The organism is Haloplanus salinarum (assembly GCF_024498175.1).
Lineage (GTDB): Archaea > Halobacteriota > Halobacteria > Halobacteriales > Haloferacaceae > Haloplanus > Haloplanus salinarum.
The window spans coordinates 604799-625586 of record NZ_CP101823.1 but is presented as its reverse complement, the minus strand read 5'-3'; the positions used below and the strand labels follow the sequence as shown (position 1 = coordinate 625586).

22 protein-coding genes are annotated in these 20788 nt (G+C 70.7%); 10 read left to right on the top strand and 12 right to left on the bottom strand.

Annotated elements, in window-relative coordinates; genetic code table 11:
- The first annotated feature begins 9 nt into the window (after positions 1–9).
- On the top strand, positions 10–750 hold the full coding sequence (locus NO364_RS03305; protein ID WP_157688643.1) for a hypothetical protein: 741 nt from the start codon (positions 10–12) through the stop codon (positions 748–750).
- Between the two features lie 65 nt (positions 751–815).
- On the opposite strand, the gene NO364_RS03300 is transcribed toward NO364_RS03305, so the two are convergent.
- The 7 genes from NO364_RS03300 to NO364_RS03270 all read right to left on the bottom strand — a co-directional run bounded on the left by NO364_RS03300 (position 816) and on the right by NO364_RS03270 (position 7112).
- The gene (locus tag NO364_RS03300; protein WP_157688644.1) at positions 816–1874 is read right to left on the bottom strand and encodes a methionine synthase; all 1059 of its coding nucleotides are present in this window, start codon (positions 1872–1874) and stop codon (positions 816–818) included.
- Entirely contained in the window at positions 1871–2860 is a 990-nt protein-coding gene (locus NO364_RS03295; RefSeq protein WP_157688645.1) for a 5-methyltetrahydropteroyltriglutamate--homocysteine methyltransferase, read from the bottom strand. Before NO364_RS03295 ends, NO364_RS03300 begins: the two co-directional genes overlap by 4 nt.
- Positions 2861–2919: 59 nt before the next feature.
- On the bottom strand, positions 2920–3516 hold the full coding sequence (locus tag NO364_RS03290) for a HemK2/MTQ2 family protein methyltransferase (RefSeq protein WP_257628518.1): 597 nt from the start codon (positions 3514–3516) through the stop codon (positions 2920–2922).
- Positions 3513–4634 carry a mechanosensitive ion channel family protein gene (locus NO364_RS03285; RefSeq protein ID WP_257628517.1) on the bottom strand — a complete coding sequence of 374 codons (1122 nt, stop codon included), beginning with the start codon at positions 4632–4634 and terminating at the stop codon, positions 3513–3515. The genes NO364_RS03290 and NO364_RS03285 overlap by 4 nt, the downstream gene beginning before the upstream one ends.
- Positions 4627–5475 (bottom strand): 16S ribosomal RNA methyltransferase A, encoded by an 849-nt coding sequence (locus NO364_RS03280; RefSeq protein WP_257628516.1) that lies wholly within the window; start codon positions 5473–5475, stop codon positions 4627–4629. Before NO364_RS03280 ends, NO364_RS03285 begins: the two co-directional genes overlap by 8 nt.
- 67 nt (positions 5476–5542) lie before the next feature.
- Positions 5543–6163 (bottom strand): DUF655 domain-containing protein, encoded by a 621-nt coding sequence (locus NO364_RS03275; protein WP_157688649.1) that lies wholly within the window; start codon positions 6161–6163, stop codon positions 5543–5545.
- Positions 6164–6218: 55 nt separating this feature from the next.
- Positions 6219–7112, bottom strand: a complete 894-nt coding sequence (locus NO364_RS03270) for a hypothetical protein (RefSeq protein ID WP_157688650.1) — start codon at positions 7110–7112, stop codon at positions 6219–6221.
- A gap of 99 nt (positions 7113–7211) precedes the next feature.
- Between NO364_RS03270 and mvaD the strand changes: the two genes are divergently transcribed.
- On the top strand, positions 7212–8180 hold the full coding sequence (mvaD, locus tag NO364_RS03265; protein WP_157688651.1) for a phosphomevalonate decarboxylase MvaD: 969 nt from the start codon (positions 7212–7214) through the stop codon (positions 8178–8180).
- Here the strand turns inward: mvaD and NO364_RS03260 are convergent.
- Positions 8177–8707: a hypothetical protein gene (locus NO364_RS03260; protein ID WP_157688652.1), complete on the bottom strand. Its 531-nt coding sequence runs from the start codon at positions 8705–8707 to the stop codon at positions 8177–8179. The two genes, mvaD and NO364_RS03260, sit on opposite strands and share 4 nt — an antisense overlap.
- A 103-nt stretch (positions 8708–8810) precedes the next feature.
- On the opposite strand from NO364_RS03260, the gene NO364_RS03255 reads away from it, so the two are divergent.
- Complete coding sequence (locus tag NO364_RS03255; RefSeq protein WP_157688653.1) at positions 8811–9959, top strand: NAD(P)/FAD-dependent oxidoreductase; 1149 nt, start codon at positions 8811–8813, stop codon at positions 9957–9959.
- 54 nt (positions 9960–10013) lie between these two features.
- On the opposite strand, the gene NO364_RS03250 is transcribed toward NO364_RS03255, so the two are convergent.
- Positions 10014–10826 (bottom strand): BtpA/SgcQ family protein, encoded by an 813-nt coding sequence (locus NO364_RS03250; protein WP_257628515.1) that lies wholly within the window; start codon positions 10824–10826, stop codon positions 10014–10016.
- 100 nt (positions 10827–10926) lie between these two features.
- Here NO364_RS03250 and NO364_RS03245 point away from each other — a divergent pair, with 100 nt between their 5' ends.
- Positions 10927–11526, top strand: a complete 600-nt coding sequence (locus tag NO364_RS03245; RefSeq protein ID WP_157688655.1) for a response regulator — start codon at positions 10927–10929, stop codon at positions 11524–11526.
- Complete coding sequence (locus tag NO364_RS03240; protein WP_257628514.1) at positions 11519–12181, top strand: RAD55 family ATPase; 663 nt, start codon at positions 11519–11521, stop codon at positions 12179–12181. Before NO364_RS03245 ends, NO364_RS03240 begins: the two co-directional genes overlap by 8 nt.
- Here NO364_RS03240 and NO364_RS03235 read toward each other — a convergent pair.
- Both NO364_RS03235 and NO364_RS03230 read right to left on the bottom strand, forming a co-directional pair.
- A complete protein-coding gene (locus NO364_RS03235) occupies positions 12175–13860 on the bottom strand; it encodes a hydantoinase B/oxoprolinase family protein (protein WP_157688657.1) in 1686 nt (561 codons plus the stop codon). The genes NO364_RS03240 and NO364_RS03235 overlap by 7 nt on opposite strands.
- Positions 13857–15890, bottom strand: coding sequence for a hydantoinase/oxoprolinase family protein (locus NO364_RS03230; RefSeq protein WP_257628513.1), 2034 nt, complete (start codon positions 15888–15890; stop codon positions 13857–13859). The genes NO364_RS03235 and NO364_RS03230 overlap by 4 nt, the downstream gene beginning before the upstream one ends.
- 116 nt (positions 15891–16006) lie before the next feature.
- Here NO364_RS03230 and NO364_RS03225 point away from each other — a divergent pair, with 116 nt between their 5' ends.
- The 3 genes from NO364_RS03225 (at position 16007) to NO364_RS03215 (ending at position 17729) form a co-directional block, all read left to right on the top strand.
- Entirely contained in the window at positions 16007–16381 is a 375-nt protein-coding gene (locus NO364_RS03225; RefSeq protein ID WP_157688659.1) for a YlbF/YmcA family competence regulator, read from the top strand.
- Positions 16382–16454: 73 nt separating this feature from the next.
- Positions 16455–17096 (top strand): MinD/ParA family ATP-binding protein, encoded by a 642-nt coding sequence (locus tag NO364_RS03220; protein WP_157688660.1) that lies wholly within the window; start codon positions 16455–16457, stop codon positions 17094–17096.
- Positions 17097–17105: 9 nt separating this feature from the next.
- Positions 17106–17729: an RAD55 family ATPase gene (locus tag NO364_RS03215; protein WP_157688661.1), complete on the top strand. Its 624-nt coding sequence runs from the start codon at positions 17106–17108 to the stop codon at positions 17727–17729.
- 72 nt (positions 17730–17801) lie between these two features.
- Here the strand turns inward: NO364_RS03215 and NO364_RS03210 are convergent, their stop codons facing one another.
- A complete protein-coding gene (locus tag NO364_RS03210; RefSeq protein ID WP_257628512.1) occupies positions 17802–18803 on the bottom strand; it encodes an FKBP-type peptidyl-prolyl cis-trans isomerase in 1002 nt (333 codons plus the stop codon).
- A gap of 114 nt (positions 18804–18917) precedes the next feature.
- Between NO364_RS03210 and cyaB the strand changes: the two genes are divergently transcribed.
- On the top strand, positions 18918–19466 hold the full coding sequence (cyaB, locus tag NO364_RS03205; RefSeq protein WP_157688664.1) for a class IV adenylate cyclase: 549 nt from the start codon (positions 18918–18920) through the stop codon (positions 19464–19466).
- 62 nt (positions 19467–19528) lie between these two features.
- Positions 19529–20749: a methionine adenosyltransferase gene (locus tag NO364_RS03200; RefSeq protein ID WP_257628511.1), complete on the top strand. Its 1221-nt coding sequence runs from the start codon at positions 19529–19531 to the stop codon at positions 20747–20749.
- Positions 20750–20788 lie beyond the last annotated feature (39 nt).

The following is a 20788-nucleotide window of genomic DNA, read 5'->3' as shown; positions in this document are numbered from 1 at the left end:
ACCGTACCCGTGCCCACCGACGAGCCACCATCGACCCCACCCGCACGACGCCCCGTCCGAGCCGCCGGCATCGTCCTCGGAATCGCCCTCCTGGCCGCGCCGGCGGCCGCTCACGGGACCCCCTCGTCTACCGGCGTCGGACTGGCTTTTCCCGTCGCCGTCGGCGCCTCCGTCGGGGCGAGTCTGCTCGGCGGCGGTCTAGTCCTCGTCGTCGCCGGCCGCCGCCCCGTCCGTGCGGTCGTCCCCCTCCTCCTGCTCGTCCTCGGTGGCCTCTCCGCGACCCTCGCCCTCGACGGCGGCCCGTTCGCCGTCCTCGCGGTCGGTGTCGGCGCCACGCTCGTCGCCACGACACGGGGGAACGCCCTCACGGACTGTGGCGCCTGCGCGGACGCGACGCTGGGCGCGGTGACGCTCCACCGCGGCCTCGAAGGCGTCGTCCTCGCTACCGTCTACGCCGCCGACGCGACGCTCGGACTGATCGGGGCGGCCGTGTTCGCGATCCACGCCGCGGCCGAGACGGCCGCCGTCGGCACGCTGTACGCCGACGTGAACCGCCCGTGGACGCTCGCCGCGATCCTGCTCGTCCAGGTGGGGTTCCTGGTCGGCGTCGCCGCCGGCTGGCGCGTGGTGGGGAGCGTCCCGCCGGTCGCCGAGGTGGGCGTCCTGGGGTTCGTGGGCGGCGTTCTCATCGCCGTCGGTGCTAGGGAGGCGTACCGCCGTCACACGGTGTCGGTGCCGACGCCCGCGTGATCCGCGGGGAGATTCCGGTGCGGCGGTCGTCCCGACGGGCCGACGGTGGAGAGTCGAGAACGCGACTAGTCCGCGCTGACTTCCGGGCCGAGATCGATTTCGCCGGCGTCGAGTTCGGCTTCGATCTCCCGCGTGGCCGTGACCATGTTCTCGATCTTTTGGTACGCGACCTCGCGGGGGAGGAGCTTCACGCCGCAGTCGGGGCTGACGGTGAGGCGCTCGGGGGGAACGATCTTGAACCCCTGCTTGATGTTCTCCTTGATCTCCTCGACGGTCTCGACCTCCGTGGTGTGAACGTCGACGACACCGAGCGCGAGGTCGGTCGTGAACTCGGGGTCGGTGAACACGTCGATCTGTTCGTAGTCGCCGTTACAGAGTTCGAGGTCGAACTCGTCGATGGGATACTCCAGCAGTTCGGGGTAGATCCGCGAGTAGTCGCCATAACAGACGTGGAGGCCGATACGCACCTCGTCGGGGACGCCGGCGACGATGCGTTCCAGACACTCGCCGACGATGGCGTGGTCGTCGGGCGTCGTCGCCAGTGCCGGTTCGTCGATCTGGATGTAGCGCGCGCCGGCGTCGACCAGCGCCTCGATCTCCTCGTTGACGAGGTCCGCCAGCGCGTAGGAGAGTTCGGCGTCGTCGTCGTAGGCCTCGTTGAACGACCAGGACGCGAGCGTGTAGGGGCCGGTGATCGGCACCTTCACCGGCTTGGAGGCGGCCGATCGGGTGAACTCGAACTCGTCGACCAGCCACGACTCCGCGTACTCGACGTCGTCGACGACGGAGGGCTTGTCGAAGTAGTTGTGGCCCCACACCTTCACGGGACCGTTGAACTCGTAGCCCTCGATGCGGTCCGCGAAGAACTCGACCATCTCGTTGCGGCGCATCTCGCCGTCGGAGACGGTGTCGAGGCCCGCCCGTTCGTGTTCGTCGACGATGACGCGACAGGCGTCGTCGTGGGCCTCGTGGAGGTGGTCCTCGTCGAACTTCGAGTCGGGGTCGTCCGCGAGGTCGGCCACCCGGTTGAGCCACTTCGGCTTGGGGTAGCTGCCGACGATGGAGGTGAGCAGGAAGTGGTCGGTGGGGTGGTCGTCGGGACGGAACTGCTCGCGGTTGTTCATGCGTCCACCTCCGCGAGCGCGGCGGCGTCACCGAGCGCTTCGAGTTTGGCCTCGAACTTGTTCACCGGCAGGTAGAACAGCTCCGTGTTCGAGGTGAGGTAGGCCCGCTCGAAGTCGGTGTGGGTTCGCTCGTCGACCCACTCGACCCGGTCGCGGACCGTCTCGGGCGATTCGACCAGCGTGTTCTGCCCGTCGACCAGCCCCATCGCGATCCGATCTTTCGTGCCGTACTCGTTGATGTTGTAGAGCGACGCGTCGGCGTCGGCGACGAAGTCGAAGCCGATGGCGTCCACGTCGGCGTCCATGAGGTGTGCGTAGGTCTTCTCCGGCACGGCGCCCCAGTAGGTGTGGACGACCACGTCGGCGTCCGTCGCCGCGGCCACGCGGTCGATGGCCTCGCTCGCGTGGGCCTGCCGGTCGTCGTCCGGCGGCGCCTCGACCAGCGACGGCTCCAGCAGGAACAGCGTCTCGTGGGCGGGGAAGGCGTCCACCTCGCCCGCGAGGAGATCGGCGACGGCATCGAGGAAGTCGGCCGCGTCGCCGTAGTGGTCGTCGGTGGCGAGGTCGGCGAGGGAGTACGGGCCCGGGAGAACCGCCTGCAGGTCGCCCTCCGCCTCGACCGCGCCGAGTTCGGCCGCCACGTCGCCCGAGGGGACGAGTTCGTCACGTACCTGCGGGTCGCGGTAGAAGTTGTTGTTGTCGTAGTAGCGGACGATCCCGCCGGTCTCGACGGCGTCGTTGATCGTCAGCGGGTGGGCGAGCATGTCGTCCCAGCGAAGCTGTCCCTCGACGACGCGGTCGAGACCCGCGTCGACCTGCGTCTCGACGACCTCAGCCCGCGCGCGGTCGTAGGCGTCGACGATTTCCGGCCCCTCGTCGCCGCCGATGAGGTCGCCCTTCTGGTGACCCTTCAGCTCGGCAAGTTCGTCTTTCGCCCAGTCGGGCAACGGATACAGTCCGGGTGTCGTGGCGACCAGTTCGGTCATCACGACCGACTAGGTCATGCTGTCGCTTAATATTTGCTAAACCAAAATATGTCCTATGGTTATTCGAAGTCCAGACGGAGGATCGACAGCGTCTCGAACGGGTAGGACTCCTGGCGGACCGTCGTCGTGGCGAAGCCGTTTCGTTCGGCGCGGTCGACGACGGCCTCGAACCCGGTGAGGCTGCTGACCAGGAGGAGTACGATCCCGTCGGGCCGGAGGACGCGGCCGACGGTGTCGAGGAACGGATCGATGACGGCCCGCCCCGACTCGCCGCCGGAGAGGGCACGCTCCATCCAGTCGTCCCACTCGTTGTCGGGGTCGGTGGGCAGGTACGGCGGGTTGAAAGCGACGGTGTCGAGGCTGTCGGTCCGGAACGGAGCGACGAGGTCGGCGCGGACGGCGGGGACCCCCCGGTCGCGTACCTCCCGGCACGCGGCGGGGTTGGGGTCGCTGGCGATCACCGTCGCCGTCGTCTCGGTCGCGATCCGTTCGGCGACCCAACCCGATCCCGTCCCCACTTCGAGCGTCCGACCGCGAGCGTGCTCGACGGCCGCCTCGGCGAGCAGGCGGGAGTCCTCCGCCGGCTGGTACACCGCCCGCTCCGCCCCTCGGCGGTCCGCCAGGTCCGCGAGGGTGTCCGGGCCGTCGTCGGTCATTCCGCCGCCCCGTCGCCCGGACCGCCGTCGGGGGTCGGCGCCGGCGTCTCTCGCCTCTCGGCGACGGCGAATCCGCCCTCCTCGGTGCGACCCATGAGCTCCCGCTGCGGGAACGGGATCTTGATCCCCTCGGCCGCGTAGGCGTCGGTGACCGCCTCGATGACGGCCGTGCGCGCGCGCCACATCCGCCGGGCGCTGGGGTTGTCGATCCACACCCGGACCCCGAGGACGACGGCGGAGTCGCCGAACCGCTTGCCGACCACCTGCGGCGTCGGCACGTTGAGGACCTGATCGAGTTCCGTGACCGCCTCGCGGGCCACCTCGGCAGCGTGCTCCGGATCGGCGTCGTAGTCGACGCCGACCTCCACCTCGATGCGGAGCCGCCCCTTGCGCGTCCGATTGATGATCGGCTGGCCGCTCACCTCGTCGTTCGGGAGCATCACGTACTCCCCGTCGAAGGTCTGGATGCGCGTGGTGACGATGGTGATCTCGGTGACGATGCCCTCGCGGTCGCCGATCTGGACCCAGTCGCCGATCTCGAACGGCCGGGAGAACATGAGGACGAACCCGGCGAGCATCGCCCCGAGGGTCTGTCGGGCGGCCATCCCGACGACGATACCGAGGAAGCCGGCCCCGACCAGCAGGCTCCCGAGGTCACGAGTGAACAACCCGACGACGACGAGTATCGCCAGCGTGTAGAGCGTGACCTGTGTCAGCCGGTAGATGATCTCGCGTTGGTGTTCGCTGATGCTCGACCGGGTGCCCGTGAACTCGCCGATGATCCGCCCCACGAGATCCGTCAGCGCGTAGGTCGTCGCCAGGATCACCACGGCCAGCAGCATCCGACCGGCGAGGTCCTGGAGCCCCAGGTTCCGGTAGGACCGCGCGAGCGGACCGACCAGTTCCCAGAGGTCGACCAGAACGAGGATCCCGCCGCCGGTCACGGCCGCCAGCACCACCGACAGCAGGAGTTCGGTTCGTCGCCCGGAACTCCAGCCGTCGCGGCGCCGCCAGCGGTTGATGCCGTACCGCGCGCCGAGGACGACGACGACCACCAGCGCCGTCACGAGCAGGCGGGTGAAAAGCGACGACTCGACGGACGCCAGCGCGTCAATCATCGTCGTCACCCCGCCCCACGTCGGCGGCGAGCGTCGCGAGCGCCGCGAACTCGTCGGGGGCCACGTCCCCCGCCCGGCGCGACATGAGCGACTCGTCGGCGGCCGCGACCACCGCGTCCGGGTCCGCGAGCCCGGAGATGTGGGCGGTGTTGCGGACGGCGTTTCGAAGCGTCTTCCGACGCTGCGTGAAAAGCGCCTTCACGAACCGCAGGAAGAACGCCTCGTCGTCGACCGCGTAGTCCGGGTCCCGCGGCGTCGTCCGAACGATCGCACTCTCGACCGCCGGCGGCGGCGAGAACGCCGTCGGCGGTACTGGCTCGACCACCTCGATGTCGGCGTAGTGGCCCGCGCTCACCGACAGGCGGCCGTACTCGTCGGAGCCGGATGCGGCGGCCATGCGCTCGGCGAACTCCCGCTGGAACATGAGCACGGTGGGGATCCCGAGCGGCAGGAGGCGGAACGCGATCTCGCTGGAGACGCCGTACGGCAGGTTCGAGACGCTCGCGGTGGCGTCCGGGAGCGTCACGTCGAGGGCGTCGCCGTGGACGACCGTCAGCCGACCCGCGTCGATCTCGGCGTCGAACTCCCGGCGGAGGAACTCGGCGAGCGCCGGATCGCGCTCGATCGTCGTCACGCGGTCACAGGTCGCCAGCAGGCGGTCGGTGAGCGCGCCCGTGCCGCCGCCGATCTCGAGGACGTGACTTCGGTCGACGTCCGCCGGAAGGTGCGTCGGCAACCGGTCCAGCACGCGCTCGTCCACGAGGAAGTGCTGATCACGGTCGGGGTTGCCGGACACCCCGGCGCGTTCGAGCAGCCGGTCCGGATCGCGCGACGCTGTCATCGTCCCCGATAGCACACCGACTCGGGTAAGTTTCCCGTTTCCGGCGGCGGCCGACGGGACCGACCCCTCACTCGGCCGCGTCGCCAACGAACGTCCGGTACTTGAGGTCCTCGTCCCGGAGTTCCTCCAAGATGCGGTCGACGAGGACGCCCTTCGGGTCGTGGAGGCCGGCGATCCGCTCCTCTAGGTCCTCGAAGCTCTCGAAGGGCGCGCGCTTGCGCTCGTCGAGCACGTCGTTGCGGAGCTTCTTCCCGATGCCGGGCAGGAGGTTGAGCTGGTGCAGTCGGAGCGTGATCGGCTGAGCGTCGTTGTAGAAGTCGACGAACCGCCGCTCGTGGCGCTCGACGACCTCCTCGACGACGTACTCCAGTTCCGAGTGCGCAGCGTTCGACAGGTCGTCGTAGTCCACCTCCCGGAGGCGCTGGACGGCCGTCCGCTCCTCGGCGGGGTCGATCACGATCCGGTCGCCGATTCCCACGTCCGTGTCGTCTTCGAGCGTGAGTTCGAGCAGTCGGAACGTCGACTCCTCGAGGGCATACGCCAGCGGCGATTTCTTGTACTGGGGGCGGTCGTCACCCGGCCGTCCGTGGGGCAGGTAATCGAGGACCACCGCGTAGGTCCGCTCCGCCTCCTCCGCGGTATCGGCACCGTCGTCGGCGCCGGCCTCTCCGCTCTCGGAGGTAGTCATACTCCCACTGTACGGCGACCGGATATTTAAACCGTGGGCCGGACCGCCCCGTCGGCTACCCGAAGTCGTCGCCGAAGTCGGTCGCCCGGAGTTCGCCGGCGATCCGCGTCTCGAAGCGGCGTTCGACTCGCTCCCACGACGGCGACGCCCGGCTGGCGGCGTACTGCAACACGCCGATTGGGAACCGGTAGGCCTCGTAGTCGACGGAGATTCCGGCCGCGTAGTCGCCCGGTACCGACCGCTCGACCACCGTGTAGTTGCCCCGTTCGTCGGCCGCCCGCGCGGCCGCCTCGCGGTCCACGTCCTCGAGTCGGTCGACGAGCGGGTCGGCCGTCGCCGACGACGCGAGCGTCCCGACGACGTCGGCGTCGGCGACGCTCGTGACGATCCAAAACCGCTCCCCGACAGCGGCCGCGTAGCCGCCGTAGGTGAGGTAGGTGTCGCTGCCGTCGGCGTCCGCTTCGGTCCAGCCGTCGGCCGTCATCCCCTCGACGGTCGTCTCGACGTCGTAGACGCCCCGGCCGAGGGTCACGTTCGGCAGCGTCGCCGGCTGGACGTGGACGAGTTCGAACGCGTCCGAGTCGGCGTACGCCGGCGGCCCCGAGCCGAGCCACCCCTGTCTGAGTCGCCGTCCGACCGTGTCGTCGTCCACGTTCGCGAGGAGAGGCGCCGCGTCGAGATACCGCGCCCAGACGTAGGCCGCGTCGTCCATCTCGGGGTGGGTGGGCGTCCGCGCCAGCATCGCCTCGAACCCGAGGGCCTCGTCGGCCGGCGCCCGTGGCGTCGGCGTGGGTGTCGGCGTCGGTGTCGGCGTCCCGGTCGCGGTCGGGCGCGGCGTTCCCGTCGTTTCGCCGTCGTCATCGTCGCCGTCGCTGGAACAGCCCGCGAGCGCGAACGCGCCGGCGACCCCCGCGGTCCGGAGGAGTCGCCGTCGAGAGAGGCGCGGCATACCCCTCACTCGGCCCGGCGGCTCTTATACTTGCCCCGGACGGGGGTCGGAGCCGGCCGTTTCGGGACGTTTATCCGCCAGTCCGACGCCCCTTCGAACATGAAGGCGACCGCCACGGCCCACCCCATCCAGGGGCTCGTGAAGTACCACGGGATGCGCGACCCCGAACTCCGACTCCCGTATCACGACAGCATCAGCGTCTGTACGGCGCCCAGTCGGACCACCACCACCGTCGAGTTCGGCGCGACCGACGAGGACGTGTACGTCGTCGACGGCGACCCCGTCGAGGGGCGGGGCGCCGAGCGAATCGACGCCGTCGTCGATCACGTCCGCGAGCGCGCGGGTATCGACGCACCCGTCCGCCTGGAGAGCGAGAACTCCTTCCAGTCGAACGTCGGCTTCGGCTCCTCCTCCTCGGGCTTTGCCGCGGCCGCGATGGCGCTCGCCGAGGCGGCCGACCTCGACCTCACGCGGCCGGAGATATCGACCATCGCCCGCCGCGGGTCCTCGTCGGCCGCCCGCGCCGTCACCGGCGCCTTCTCCCACCTCCGGACGGGTCTCAACGACGCCGACTGCCGCTCCGAGCGCATCGAGACCGACCTCGAAGACGAGTTGCGGATCGTCGCCGCGCTCGTTCCCTCCTACAAGGAGACCGAACAGGCCCACGAGGAGGCCGCCGACAGCCACATGTTCCAGGCGCGGCTGGCTCACATCCACGAACAGCTGGCCGAGATGCGCGACGCACTCCGGAGCGGCGACTTCGACCGCGCGTTCGAACTCGCCGAACACGACTCCCTGTCGCTGGCGGCGACGACGATGACCGGACCCGCGGGGTGGGTGTACTGGCAGCCCCGGACGGTCGCGGTGTTCAACACGGTCCGTGCGCTCCGTGACGAGGGCGTCCCCGTCTACTTCTCGACGGACACGGGCGCGAGCGTCTACGTCAACACCACCGCCGATCACGTCGACCGCGTGGTCTCGGCCGTCGCCGACTGCGGCGTCGAAACCGAAGTGTGGGAGGTGGGTGGTCCAGCGGAGATCCGCCCGGCGTCCGACGCCCTCTTCTAACCTTCGACCCACTCGCGCCGGTGGTCGTACTCGTGGTCCACGTCACCGCGGAGCCACAGGATCGCCGTCGACCGGTTGGGTTTGGCCTCGCCCGGCTGACTCGGGTCGCGCGAGCGGTAATTCAACTCCACTTCCGCGCCCCCGGGGTACTCCTTGGCGACGTTGACCGTGTGATACGCCCGGTCGAACCGATCGACCGTGGGGTCGACCCGGTCGAACCCGTCGGGGACGGCCTCGACGGTGAGCGGGCGGCCCGCGTCGGCGGCGGCCCGAATCCCATCGAGGAGCGCGCTGAAGTCCGCGACGGCGTCGCTCGGGCCGGCCATCGGCAGGTCGCTCCGCGCCGCGAACTCGTGGGCGGCGGCGAGTCCCCGCGGACGCAGACTCGTGCCGTCGAGCAGTCCCGCCTCGCGAGCCTCCCGGAGCGCACGCGTCCCCGCGGGCAGTTGTGCGTTCAGGACGCGCCGCAGCTCGGTCCGGTCGTTGATCGAGTGTGCCGTCCAACAGACGAACCCTTCGACGCCCATCCGTTCGGGCGTCGGCGCGCTCGCACTTATATGGGACGGCCGAAAGCCGCCACCCCCCCCCCCCCGGGCGACCCTTCTTTGCCGTGTGGGTCAACGGGGAGGTATGCGCGTCGTCGTCCTCGGTGCCGGTTACGCCGGCCTGACACTCGCCCGTCGCCTCGAATCCCGACTCCCCGAGGCGGTCGACCTCGTCGTCGTCGACGAGTCCGACACCCACCTCGTCCAGCACGAACTCCACCGGGTCGTCCGCCGTCCGTCGGTGGCCGACGCCATCACCGTCCCCCTCGACGACGCCCTCTCGCGGGCGACGGTTCGCACCGCGAGCGTCGAGCGCGTCGACCGGGAGGCGCGCCGCGTCCACCTGGACGACGGCGCCCTCGACTACGACTACGCGGCGGTCTGTCTCGGCGCCGAGACGGCCTTCTACGACCTCCCCGGCGTCCACGAGCACGGGCTCCCGCTGAAGCGGCTGGCACACGCCCGTCGCCTCCGCGAGGACTTCCTCGACACCTGCGACGCCGGGGGGCGGGCGGTCGTCGGCGGCGCCGGCCTCTCGGGCGTGCAGGTGGCGGGCGAACTCGCGGCGCTCGCCGACGAACGCGACGCCGCCGTCGAGGTGACCGTCCTCGAACGGCTGGACTCGGTGGCGCCGGCCTTCCCGGAGGCGTTTCGGTCGGCCGTCCGCGACGCCCTCGACGACGCGGGCGTGGCCGTCGAGACCGGCGCCCGGGTGACCGAAGCGAGCGCCGACGCGGTGGAAGTGGACGGTCGGAGCGTCCCCTACGACACGTTCGTCTGGACCGGGGGCATCCGCGGCCCGGCGGCGCTCGGCGGCGACCGCCCGGTCGTGCGCGGCGACCTCAGACTCGATTCCCACGCCTTCGCCGTCGGCGACGCCGCGAAGGTCGTCGACGCCGACGGCGAGGCCGTCCCCGCGAGCGCCGCGGCGGCCATCCGCGAGGCGGAGACGGTCGCCACCAACCTCGACCGCCTGGTCCGTGCCGACCTCGGCCTCGGCGACCCCCGCGACGACGGCTTCGACCCTCGACTGGAGCCGTTCCGGTTCGACGCCCCCGGCTGGATCGCCTCCGTCGGCGACGACGCCGTCGCCACGGTCGGGCCGAAGGTGTTCCGCGGCGCCGCCGCGCGGGCGATGAAGGCCACCGTCGGCGCCGGCCACCTCTCTTCGATCGGCGCGGTCACCCGGGCCGCGGAACTCGCCCGGGAAGAGCTCGCCTATAGTAGCGATTGAAACTGTTTGCACAGCCGACCGTACGCAGTACTGCGATCGGCTGTGTAATGACTTTCAATCGCTACTACAGTCGGCCGCCTCGACGAGGGCCCGGACCCGCGACGGATCGACCGGGGCGGTCGTCTCGCCGTCCCGTTTCAGCGCCGTCCCGACGATCACCCCGTCGGCGACGTCGAGGAGGTCGCCGACCGTCCCCGCGGTGACGCCGCTCCCGACGTACAGCGGGACGTCGTGGGCGCCACACCGCTCGGCGACCGCTTCGAGGCGGGCGCGGTCGACGCCCTCGCCCGTCCGGGGACCGCTCGCGATCACGCCGTCCGCACGCCCGCGCTCGACCAGGTCGTCGACGTCGTCACCCGTGGTGGTCCGCCCGTCGGCGGCCGTCGTCCCGCCCAGTGGCGCCGAGTGTTTCACCGCCGTGTCCGCGAGGATCGACACGTCGGTATCGAGGCGGTCGCGCAGGCGGAGCGTCTCGTGGGCCCGCCCCTCGATCACGCCCTGGTCGGCGACGCGCGCACCGGTGTGGACGTTGACGCGGACGAAGTCGGCGCCGGCGGCGGCCGCGGCCGACAGCGCCGCCGTCGCGTCGTTGCGGAGGACGTTCACCCCGACCGGGCGGTCGACCGTCCGGACGACGAGTCGGGTCAGATCGGTCATCGACGCGACGACGTGCCGGGGGACGGTCTCCGGATAGAATGGGGCGTCCCCGAAGTTCTCGACGAGGAGGGCGTCGACGCCGCCCTCGGCGAGCGCTCGCGCGTCGGCGCGCACGCGGTCGCGGGTCGCCGCGCGGTCGCCGTCGAACCCGGGCGACCCCGGGAGGGGTGGTAGGTGGACCATGCCGACGATGCGTGGGAGGTCGGTCATCACTGACGAGTGCGTGCCCGGAGGGCCAAAACCCTCCGCCCCGCCCCATCGACAGGGGGGTTTAATTGTCGCCATCACGGACTAGCGATAGACCGCGAGAATGACCACGACCGAGGGGGGAACGGTGCTCATCGTCGACGACGACAGGGAAGTCGTCCGCACGTACCGCCGGTATCTGGAGACGTCGTACGACGTCCGCGAGGCGTACGACGGCGAGGACGCGCTGGCGAAACTCGACGAGTCGGTGGACGTGGTGCTCCTGGACCGCCTGATGCCCGGCGTCTCCGGTGGGGAGGTGCTCGACCGCATCCGCGAGCGTGACCTAGGGGTTCGGGTTGCGATGGTGACGGCCGTCGACCCCGACTTCGACATCCTCGAGATGGGGTTCGATGCCTACATCACCAAGCCGACGAGTCACGACGAGCTCCGATCGACCATCGACGAACTGCTCTCCCTGAACCGACACGCCGAGGACGTCAGGGAGTATCACTCGCTGCTCGCGAAACGCGCGGCGCTGCGCGAGGGGAAGTCGACGTACGAACTCGAGCGGAGCGAGGCGTTCGCGGACCTGGAGGAGCGGATCGAATCGCTGCGGTGCACGCTCGAAGCCGAGGCCGAGAGCTACACCGACGACGTGCGCTTCGTCGCCACGCTCCGGGCCATCGACGACGAGGCGGTCGGGGGTGATGCCGATGGCTGAAGGCGACGCCCAGTCCGAGGGCTACCCGCTGTGTGACGTCCTGCCGCTCGACGTCGACGCCCTCGACCCCGGAATGAACGTACTGGTCTCCGGGCCGGCGATGTCGGGCAAGCGCGACCTGGTGTTCGACCTGCTCGCGCCCTCGGAACCGACCGACCCCATCGTCGTGATGACGACCGACGACCCGGCGCCGCGCATCCACGCGGAGTTCGAGGACCGGGGCGTTCGGATCGACCCCGAAACGTTCCGCGTCGTCGACGCCTCGGGTGCCCCCGGCGACGACGACCCCACGGTCCACCGGGTCAACTCCCCGGCCGACCTCACCGGCATGGGCGTCGCGTTTACCGAGGCCGTCGAGGAGGTCGACTCGCCGCCCCGTCTCCGCCTGGGCTTCGTCTCCATCTCGACGCTCCTCCAGTACGTCGACGCCGAGCGCGCGTTCTCCTTTCTCCACGTCCTCTCCCGACGGACGAGCGCCGCCGGCTACCTCGGCGTCTACAGCCTCGATCCCACGACCCACGAGGACCGCTTCGTCAACGTCGTCACCTCCATCTTCGACGCCGCGATCGAACTCCGTGAGGAGGACGGCACCCGCGAGATCCGGGTGCGCGGCCTGCCCGGCGTGGCCGCCGAGTGGACCGAGTTCCCCTACTGACCGTCGGGGTCGATCCCGTACATTTCGCGGGCCCGCGACGCCGACAGCTTCCCCAGACGCAGGTCGCGGTACACGGCGTCCGGGTCGCGGTCCGCCGGGTCGCCGTACCCGCCGCCGCCCGGCGTCCGGATCCGGACCACGTCGCCGGCATCGAGGTCGTGAGTCGACTTGCCCGGGATGGGGCCGGATTCGCCGTCCCGGTCGAGTCGGTCCTCGCCGGCGGCGCCGGCGTCGCCGCCGGCGATCCCGTACGGCCGGTGGCGCCGCCGGTCGGCGAGCAGGCTGAAGGCCACGTCGTCGGTCAGCACCTCGATGTCGCGCCGGAGGCCGAGGCCGCCGCGGAACTCGCCGGCCCCTCCCGAATCCGGGCGGTACGCGTAGCGGCACACCCGGAGCGGGTAGACGGTCTCCAGCACCTCCGCGGGCGTGTTGAGCGTGTTGCTCATGTGGGCGTGAACGCCGTCCATGCCGTCGGCGCCCGCCCGGCCGCCGTAGCCGCCGCCGATGGTCTCGTAGAACGCGAAGGGTTCGCCCGCCCGGTCCGTACCGCCGAAGGTGACGCTGTTCATCGTCCCCTGGGCGGCGGCGACGGAGCGCTCCGGCGCCTCGGTCCCGAACGCCCCGAGCAGGGTGTCGGTCACGCGCTGTGAGACCTCCAGGTTCCCGCCGACGACGGCCGCGGGCGGCCGCGCGTCGACGATCGACCCCTCGGGCGTCCGGATGTCGATGGGGCGGTACGTCCCCGCGTTCGGCGGCACGTCGGGGTCGGTGACACAGCGTACGGCGTAGTACGTCGCCGACGCCGTCACCGCGAGGGGGGCGTTGATCGCGCCCGCGACCTGGTCGCTCGTCCCCGCGAAGTCGACGACGAGTTCGTCGCCGTCGACGGTCACCGCCACGGCGATCCGGAGGTCCTCGTGGCCCTGTCCGTCGTCGTCGAGGTGGTCCTCGAACGCGACGGTGCCGTCCGGGAGGGCGTCGATCTCCGCGCGCATCCGGCGCTCGGCGTAGGCCTTGATCTCCGTCGTCGCCGCGCGGACGGTGTCGAGGCCGTGACGCTCGACCACCTCGCGGACCCGCTCGACGGCCGTCCGGTTGGCCGCCCGCTGGGCGCGGAAGTCGCCCCGCCGCTCGTCGGGCGTCCGGACGTTCGTCAGGAGGAGGTCGAAGACGTCCTCGACGGGGTCGCCGCCCTCGTAGAGCTTCACGGGCGGGACGCGGAGTCCCTCCTGGTAGATCTCGGTCGAGTCGGCAGCGACGCTGCCGGCCCGTCCCCCGCCCACGTCGGCGTGGTGGGCGCGGTTGGCCGCGACGGCCACCAGTTCGTCGTCGACGAAGACCGGCGTCACGAGCGTCATGTCGGGGAGGTGGGCGCCGCCGTGGAAGGGGTCGTTCAGGAGGACGGCGTCGCCGTCTTCCAGTTCCGCGGGCGGGAACGCCTCGATGGCCGCCGCCACCGAGTACGGCATCGCACCCAGGTGGACCGGGATGTTCTCGGCCTGACTGATCATCTCGGCACCCTCCTCGGTCAGGTCGAACAGCGCACACGAGCAGTCGCGGCGGTCCTTGATGTTCGGCGAGTAGCTCGTCCGGACGAGCGTCGCGTTCATCTCCTCGGCGACGGCGACACAGGCGTTGCGGAGGACCTCCAGCGTGACCGGATCGACCTCCCCGCTCATGGCTCGATCACCACGTTCCCCATGTCGTCGACGCTCGCCGCCGCCCCCGGCGGGACGACGACGGTGCTCTCCGTGCCCTCGATCACCGCCGGGCCGTCGAGTTCGGCGCCCGGCCCGAGCGCCCCGCGGTCGTAGACCGGCGTGTCGTGGCGCTCGCCGTCGAACGAGGCGGTCCGCGTCGTCCGCGGAGCGGGCGTGCCGGCCACCTCGTCGGCCATCGCGAGTGCGGGTGGGTCGACGACGCCCCGCGAGCGCAGGCGCAGGGTGACGAGTTCGACCGGTTCCCCGGGAGAGGCGTGGCCGTACCGGCGCTCGTGGCGCTCGTGGAAGCGGTCCGCGACGGCCGCGAGCGCGTCGTCGTCGAGAGGGCCGTCCGGGAGCGGCACCCGGAGGTCGAAGGACTGTCCGCGGTACCGCAGGTCGACGGCGCGCTCGAACCGCCGGCGCTCCGGCGGGTAGCCCTCGTCGGCGAGGTGGTCCCGGCGCTCCGCGATCAGCGACTCGAAGCGCTCGGTCAGGTCCGCGGGGTCGACCTCGCTCCACGGCCGGACCGCCGAGACACCGTCCTCGTAGACCACGTCGCTGATGAGGAGGCCGAGCGCGGAGAGGACGCCGGCCGACCGGGGGACCACGACCCGCGGGACGTCGAGTTCCGCGGCGAGTTCCGCGGCGTGGAGCGGACCGGCGCCGCCGTAGGCGACGAGGGAGAAGTCGCGAGGGTCGTGGCCGCGTTCGACGGAGACGACCCGCAGCGCCCGCTCCATGTTCGCGTTGGCGACGTCGAGGATCCCCTGTGCGGCCGCGGTGACGCTCAGATCGAGCGGATCGGCGACCCGTTCCCGGACCGCCTCGCGGACGGTCGCCTCGTCGGCGCTCTCCTCGAAGAAGGCGCCGGGGTCGATCCGGCCGAGCAACAGGTGGGCGTCGGTGACCGTCGGTTCGGTTCCGCCACGGCCGTAACAGATCGGCCCGGGGTCGGCGCCGGCCGACCGGGGGCCGACGCGCAGGCTCCCACCCTCGTCGACCCACGCGACCGACCCCCCGCCCGCGCCGATAGTGTGGACGTCGACCATCGGGACGTTGACCGGATACTCGCCGACGGTGCCCTCCGTCGAGACGACGGGGTCGCCGTCCCGGACCAGCGACACGTCACACGAGGTCCCCCCCATGTCCATCGTGAGGACGTCCTCGAACCCGGCGACGCCCGCGACGTGGGCGGCGCCGCGGACGCCGGCGGCCGGGCCGGAAAGGAGCGTGTTCACCGGACGCTCCCGCGCGGCGGCCGCCGAGGCGACGCCGCCGTTCGACTGCATCACCTGCATCGCCGCGGGGACGCCGGCCGAGGCGATGCCGTCCTCCAAGCGCCCCAGATAGCGGTTCATCACCGGCTTGAGCGCGGCGTTGATCGTCGTCGCCAGCGTGCGCTCGTACTCCCGAATCTCGGGCAACACGTCGCTCGACAGCGAGAGTTCGGCGTCGACGCCCGCCTCGCGCAGGAGCGTCGCCATCCGCCGCTCGTGGGCGTCGTCCTCGAAGGCAAACAGGAAGGCGACGGCGACGCTCTCGACGTCGGCGTCGGCGACGGCGCGGGCCACCTCGCGGGCGGCGTCCGTATCGAGGGGTTCGACCACCTCGCCCCGGTGGTCGAGGCGTTCGGGCACCTCGAACCGCCGGTCGCGGTCCACGACCGGCGACGGCTTCTCGGCGCCCAGGTCGTAGAGGTCGGGGCGGGTCTGGCGCCCGATCTCGACCGCGTCGCGGAACCCCTCGGTCGTCACCAGCGCCGTCTCGGCCCACTCGCGTTCGAGGAGGGCGTTCGTGGCGACGGTCGTCCCGTGGGCGAAAAAGTCGACCGCGGTGGGATCGAGGTCGGCCGCCTCGCCGGCGGCGTCCACCCCGTCGAGGACGCCCCGGTCCGGGGCGTCGGGCGTCGACGGCACCTTCAGCGTCGCGAGTCCGTCGGCGTCGGCGACGACCACGTCGGTGAAGGTGCCGCCGACGTCGACCCCGACACGTGTGTCGGTTTCCATACCGGTGGCAGGGAAGGGGGGCTCATAAACCTCCGCCCGGGCCCCGGCCGCGGCGGCGGATCGGGCGGGCGGACCGAGGGCGGCAAATTGAAACGCGGTGAGGGGTAAGGGAAGGTATGAGCACGACGACGAGCCGGCTGGAGGATCTGGGGACGGAACTCGGCGAAGCCATCGCGGACTCGCCCGCCTACGAACGGTTCGAGGAGGCGAAGGCCGCCGTCGAGGACGACCCGGACGCCCAGGAGCGGATCGCCGAGGTCGAACGCCTCCGCGACGAGTTCGTCGCGGCCCGCGAGGCCGGCGAGGCGAGCCAGGACCACGTCGCGAAGCTCCAGCAGGCACAGAACGACCTCCACTCGATGCCGGTGATGGAGGAGTACCTGAACGCTCAGGAGGCGCTCCAGAGCCAGCTCGAGGCGATCAACGTGGCGATTTCGGAGCCGCTCTCCGTCGACTTCGGTGGGGAAGCGGGCGGGTGCTGTCAGGACTGACCGAACCGATCGAGTGAGTCGGGCGGCGACCGGTCCCCCGACGTTCAAATCCGGTGCCGCGCCCACTCCCCCCATGCTCGCCATCGCCGGAGGCAAGGGTGGAGTGGGGAAGACGACGACGGCGCTCGGCCTAGCCGCGGCGCTCGCCCCACCGGTCGTCGCGGCCGACGCCGACGCCGACATGCCGAACCTGCACGCGCTCGCCGGCGTGGACCGCGACCCGACGCTCGCCGCCGTCGACGACCGGGGGGTGGCCGGGGTCGCACAGTCCAAGTCCGGCGATTCAGGGGTTGACGTCCTGCCCGCGCCACACGTCGGCGACGCCGACCCGGCCGCGCTCGCCCGGGCGCTCGACAGGGTGGCCGCGGCCGACCGGCCGGCGCTCGTGGACTGCCCCGGTGGGGCCGGCCCGGACGCCGCCGCCCCGCTCCGGAGCGCGGATGCGACGCTGCTCGTCACCACGCTCTGTGCGCCGGCACTCCGGGACGCCGTCAAGACGGCCGCGATGGCTCGGACCCTCGACGCGCCGGTGTGTGGCGTGGTGTTGACCCGCACGCGGTCGGCACCCGACGCGGTGACCGACCTCCTCGGCTGTCCGGTGGCCGCGTCGGTTCCGCCCGCCGACCCGCCGGTGCTCGACGACGAACGGGTACGGCGCGCCTACCGGCGCCTCGCGACGAATCTGGGAGAAGACATATTAGCGTCCCAGTCGTGAGAAGGAACGATGGCCAGGCGTCTGCCGACGGGTATCTCGGTCCTCGACAGACAGCTCGACGGGGGGATTCCGCCGGGGAGCATCCTCCTGTTGAGCGCCGATCCGGCCAGCCAGTCGGAGTCGCTACTGTACGAGATCGCGGCCGCGAGGGGGACGCTGTACGTGACGACGATCCGCTCTGAACAGGCGGTTCGCGACGCCATCGACCGGTACGGCGGCAGCGTCGACCGTCTGTCGGTCCGCGACGCCGGCGACTACCCGCCCATCGACAACGCCACCCGACTGGTGAAGGACGTCCCCGAGAACGCCAACCTCCTCATCGACGTCGTCGATCCGCTGGAGGACGCCGAGCCGACCCGGTACCGCCGCTTCCTCAACGAACTCCAGACCCACATGGTCAACACGGGGTCGATCGCGGTGTTACACGCCATGCACGGCGAGAGCAGCCCGAACCGGGCGCTCACGGAACACATGGCCGACGTGGTGTTCGACCTCCGCACCGACACCAGCGGTTCACAGATCGTCAACCGACTCGCCGTTCCCAAGTTCCGCGGCGGGAGCGCCCTCGAGGAGACGATCAAGCTGAAGCTCACCGACGGCGTCACGATCGACACCAGCCGCGACATCGCGTAGACGGCGTCGACGCTCCCACGGGTCGGGAACGACGCGGCTGGGGGAACGTGCGCCCCCGGTCCGAGAACCGGATTACTCCTCGAGGTCGACGTCCTCGTCGAGTTCCTCGACGATTTCGTCGGCGTCGACGTCGACGTCTTCGAGGGCTTCCTCGACGTCCGCACCGCCGGCGCCGCCCATGCCGCCCATCATACCGCCCATGCCGCCCATCATGCCGCCCGTCCCGTCGATGGTCTCCTGAACGATGACCCGATCGAGGTCGAGTCGGTCCATGATCTGCTGGGCGATCTGCTGTTTCTGGAAGAGCCACTGCTGGTTCATCGTCATCGTCGGCGTGGCCTCGATGTACAGCGTCTCTTTCTCGACCGTCTGGGTCTCGGTCTCGTACTCGGGGTCCTCGTCGTCGTCACCCTCGACTTCGACCTGGACCTCCTCCTCGACCTCGTCGGTCTCGATCCAAACCTCGGGCGCGTGGTCGAGGTACATGCCGAGCAGCCCCTGGGCCTGTTCCGCGGGATCGTCGACGACGTCGAGGATCTCGTAGTCGTATTCGAGGTCCTCGCCGGCCAGCGGGTGGTTGAAGTCGACGCGCGCGCGGCCGCCGATGATCGTCTCGACGTGGCCCTGCTGGCCGTCGACGGTGACGTGGGCGCCGGGGTAGCGGTCGTCCTCGTCGATCTTCTCGGCGCTGACGGTGCGCACGTCGTCGGGATCGAACTCGCCGAACGCCTCGACGGAATCGATCTCGACGGTGTTCTCGTCGCCGACCGACTTGCCGATCAGGTCGTCGTCGACGGCCTGGAAGACGTGGCCGGCGCCGATGACGACGGTCCGGGGCTCGAACTCGTGGTCCTCCTCGTCGATCCCGGCCTCCTCGGCCACCTCCTGGCTGGTCGTGTCGACGACCTGGCCGTCGTCCGCGGTGCGGACGGTGTAGGAGAGGCGGACGAAGTCACCGTCCTGCAGGCCGGACGCCTCCTCGGTCTCGGACTCGGTTGCAGTCTCCGCGTCGGGGTCATCGGCCGTGTCGGCGTCTACCGGCTCGTCGGCCGATTCGGCCTGTTCGTCACTCATACCACCCACAACTCCCGTGCGACCCTTAAGAATCACGTTTCCCGTCCGACGGGATCGGGACCCCCCTCATCGCCGACAGCGGGCTTTTTCGGCCCCGCTCCCGACGGGTGCGGTATGTACGAAGTCGAGTTGAAGGTGCGGGCGTCCCACGAGGCGGTCCGGGAGCGACTGTCGGCGCTCGGCGCCGAGCGCGTCGGGCGCGTCCGACAGGTCGACACCTACTACGACGCTCCCCACCGGGATTTCGCCGAGACCGACGAGGCGCTCCGGATCCGACGCGAGGAGGCCGACGACGGCTCCACGACCCGGATCACGTACAAGGGTCCGCTGGTCGAGGCGGCCTCGAAGACCCGCCGCGAGGTGGAGACGGGGGTCGACGACGCCGATCGGCTGGACGAGATCCTCGGCGCGCTCGGCTTCTCGCCGGCGGCCGTCGTCGAGAAGGACCGCGAGCGGTACGCCCTCGACGGCTATACCGTGACGCTGGACACCGTCGGCGACCTCGGGGAGTTCGTCGAGATCGATCGCGAGGCGTCGGAGACGGATCTGGAGACGGTCCGGGAGGCCGCCGCCGCCCACCTCCGGGACCTCGGCCTCGATCCCGACGAACAGCTCCGGACGTCGTATCTCGGCCTCCTGCTGGACGCCGACGATTCCTCGTAGTAATACTGCGGTGGCCAAAGGTTTCCGCAAGTTATAGCACCCGGCGGCGACAACCTCCGTCGATGAGCGACCGGAACATCCGAATCGAGTCCGTCGACCGGCGCGCGGTCGAGGACCAGGAGGTGGAGATCGTGGAGCGGAAGGGGATCGGTCATCCCGACTCCCTCTGTGACGGGATCGCCGAGAACGTCTCGCGTGCGCTGTCGAACCTCTATCTCGAACGCGTGGGCGAAGTGCTTCACTACAACACCGACGAGACGCAGTTGGCCGCGGGCAACGCCGCGCCCGCGTTCGGCGGCGGCGAGGTGGTCGAACCGATCTACGTCCTGATCGTGGGGCGCGCGACCCGCGAGTACGAGGCGGCGGACGGCACCGAGTACACCCTCCCCGTCGACTCGACCGCGCTCGCGGCGGCCCGCGACTACCTGAACGAAGTGGTCCCCGAGCTCGACTTCGGAACCGACGTCGTCGTGGACGTTCGGCTGGGCGAGGGAAGCGGCGACCTCCAGACCGTCTTCGGCGAGGACGGGGCGTCCGTCCCGATGGCGAACGACACGAGCTTCGGTGTCGGCCACGCGCCGCTGACCGAGACCGAGCGGATCGTCCGCGACGCCGAGGAGTACCTCAACGGTCCCTACGCGGACGAGAACCCGGAACTCGGCCCGGACGTGAAGATCATGGGCAAACGCGAGGGCGACCACATCGACCTGACGGTGGCGGCGGCGATGATCGACCGTCACCTCGCCGATATGGCGGCGTACCGCGACGCCGTCGACCGGGTCCGTGAGGCCGTCACCGACCTCGCCGAGTCCCGTACCGATCGCAGCGTCGCCGTCGAGGTGAACACCGCCGACGACTACCAGGAAGGCTCCATCTACCTCACCACGACCGGCACCAGCGCCGAACAGGGCGACGACGGCTCCGTCGGCCGCGGCAACCGCGCCAACGGCCTCATCACGCCCAACCGGCCGATGAGTATGGAGGCCACGAGCGGCAAGAATCCCGTCAACCACATCGGCAAGATCTACAACCTCCTCAGCACGCGCATCGCGGAGTCGGTCGTCGAGGAGGTCCCCGGAATCCGGGAGTTCCGGGTTCGCCTGCTCTCCCAGATCGGCCGCCCGATCGACCGACCCCACGTCGCCGACGCCTTCGTCGTGTGCGAGGACGACGTCTCCCTCTCCGACATCGACGCCGACATCGAGGCAATCGTCGACCGGGAACTCGCCGACGTGACCGACGTGACCCGCTCGGTCATCGAGGGCGAACTCCGCACGTTCTGATACCGATTAGTGTAACTGTTTACCGGTGGTTCGCCGCCA

Bases quoted from the DNA above. Each gene is read 5' to 3' on its own strand.
- NO364_RS03300 (WP_157688644.1), bottom strand. From the start codon at position 1,874: ATGAACAACCGCGAGCAGTTCCGTCCCGACGACCACCCCACCGACCAC.
- NO364_RS03295 (WP_157688645.1), bottom strand. From the start codon at position 2,860: ATGACCGAACTGGTCGCCACGACACCCGGACTGTATCCGTTGCCCGAC.
- NO364_RS03290 (WP_257628518.1), bottom strand. From the start codon at position 3,516: ATGACCGACGACGGCCCGGACACCCTCGCGGACCTGGCGGACCGCCGA.
- NO364_RS03285 (WP_257628517.1), bottom strand. From the start codon at position 4,634: ATGATTGACGCGCTGGCGTCCGTCGAGTCGTCGCTTTTCACCCGCCTG.
- NO364_RS03280 (WP_257628516.1), bottom strand. From the start codon at position 5,475: ATGACAGCGTCGCGCGATCCGGACCGGCTGCTCGAACGCGCCGGGGTG.
- NO364_RS03275 (WP_157688649.1), bottom strand. From the start codon at position 6,163: ATGACTACCTCCGAGAGCGGAGAGGCCGGCGCCGACGACGGTGCCGAT.
- NO364_RS03270 (WP_157688650.1), bottom strand. From the start codon at position 7,112: ATGCCGCGCCTCTCTCGACGGCGACTCCTCCGGACCGCGGGGGTCGCC.
- mvaD (WP_157688651.1), top strand. From the start codon at position 7,212: ATGAAGGCGACCGCCACGGCCCACCCCATCCAGGGGCTCGTGAAGTAC.
- NO364_RS03260 (WP_157688652.1), bottom strand. From the start codon at position 8,707: ATGGGCGTCGAAGGGTTCGTCTGTTGGACGGCACACTCGATCAACGAC.
- NO364_RS03255 (WP_157688653.1), top strand. From the start codon at position 8,811: ATGCGCGTCGTCGTCCTCGGTGCCGGTTACGCCGGCCTGACACTCGCC.
- NO364_RS03250 (WP_257628515.1), bottom strand. From the start codon at position 10,826: ATGACCGACCTCCCACGCATCGTCGGCATGGTCCACCTACCACCCCTC.
- NO364_RS03245 (WP_157688655.1), top strand. From the start codon at position 10,927: ATGACCACGACCGAGGGGGGAACGGTGCTCATCGTCGACGACGACAGG.
- NO364_RS03240 (WP_257628514.1), top strand. From the start codon at position 11,519: ATGGCTGAAGGCGACGCCCAGTCCGAGGGCTACCCGCTGTGTGACGTC.
- NO364_RS03235 (WP_157688657.1), bottom strand. From the start codon at position 13,860: ATGAGCGGGGAGGTCGATCCGGTCACGCTGGAGGTCCTCCGCAACGCC.
- NO364_RS03230 (WP_257628513.1), bottom strand. From the start codon at position 15,890: ATGGAAACCGACACACGTGTCGGGGTCGACGTCGGCGGCACCTTCACC.
- NO364_RS03225 (WP_157688659.1), top strand. From the start codon at position 16,007: ATGAGCACGACGACGAGCCGGCTGGAGGATCTGGGGACGGAACTCGGC.
- NO364_RS03220 (WP_157688660.1), top strand. From the start codon at position 16,455: ATGCTCGCCATCGCCGGAGGCAAGGGTGGAGTGGGGAAGACGACGACG.
- NO364_RS03215 (WP_157688661.1), top strand. From the start codon at position 17,106: ATGGCCAGGCGTCTGCCGACGGGTATCTCGGTCCTCGACAGACAGCTC.
- NO364_RS03210 (WP_257628512.1), bottom strand. From the start codon at position 18,803: ATGAGTGACGAACAGGCCGAATCGGCCGACGAGCCGGTAGACGCCGAC.
- cyaB (WP_157688664.1), top strand. From the start codon at position 18,918: ATGTACGAAGTCGAGTTGAAGGTGCGGGCGTCCCACGAGGCGGTCCGG.
- NO364_RS03200 (WP_257628511.1), top strand. From the start codon at position 19,529: ATGAGCGACCGGAACATCCGAATCGAGTCCGTCGACCGGCGCGCGGTC.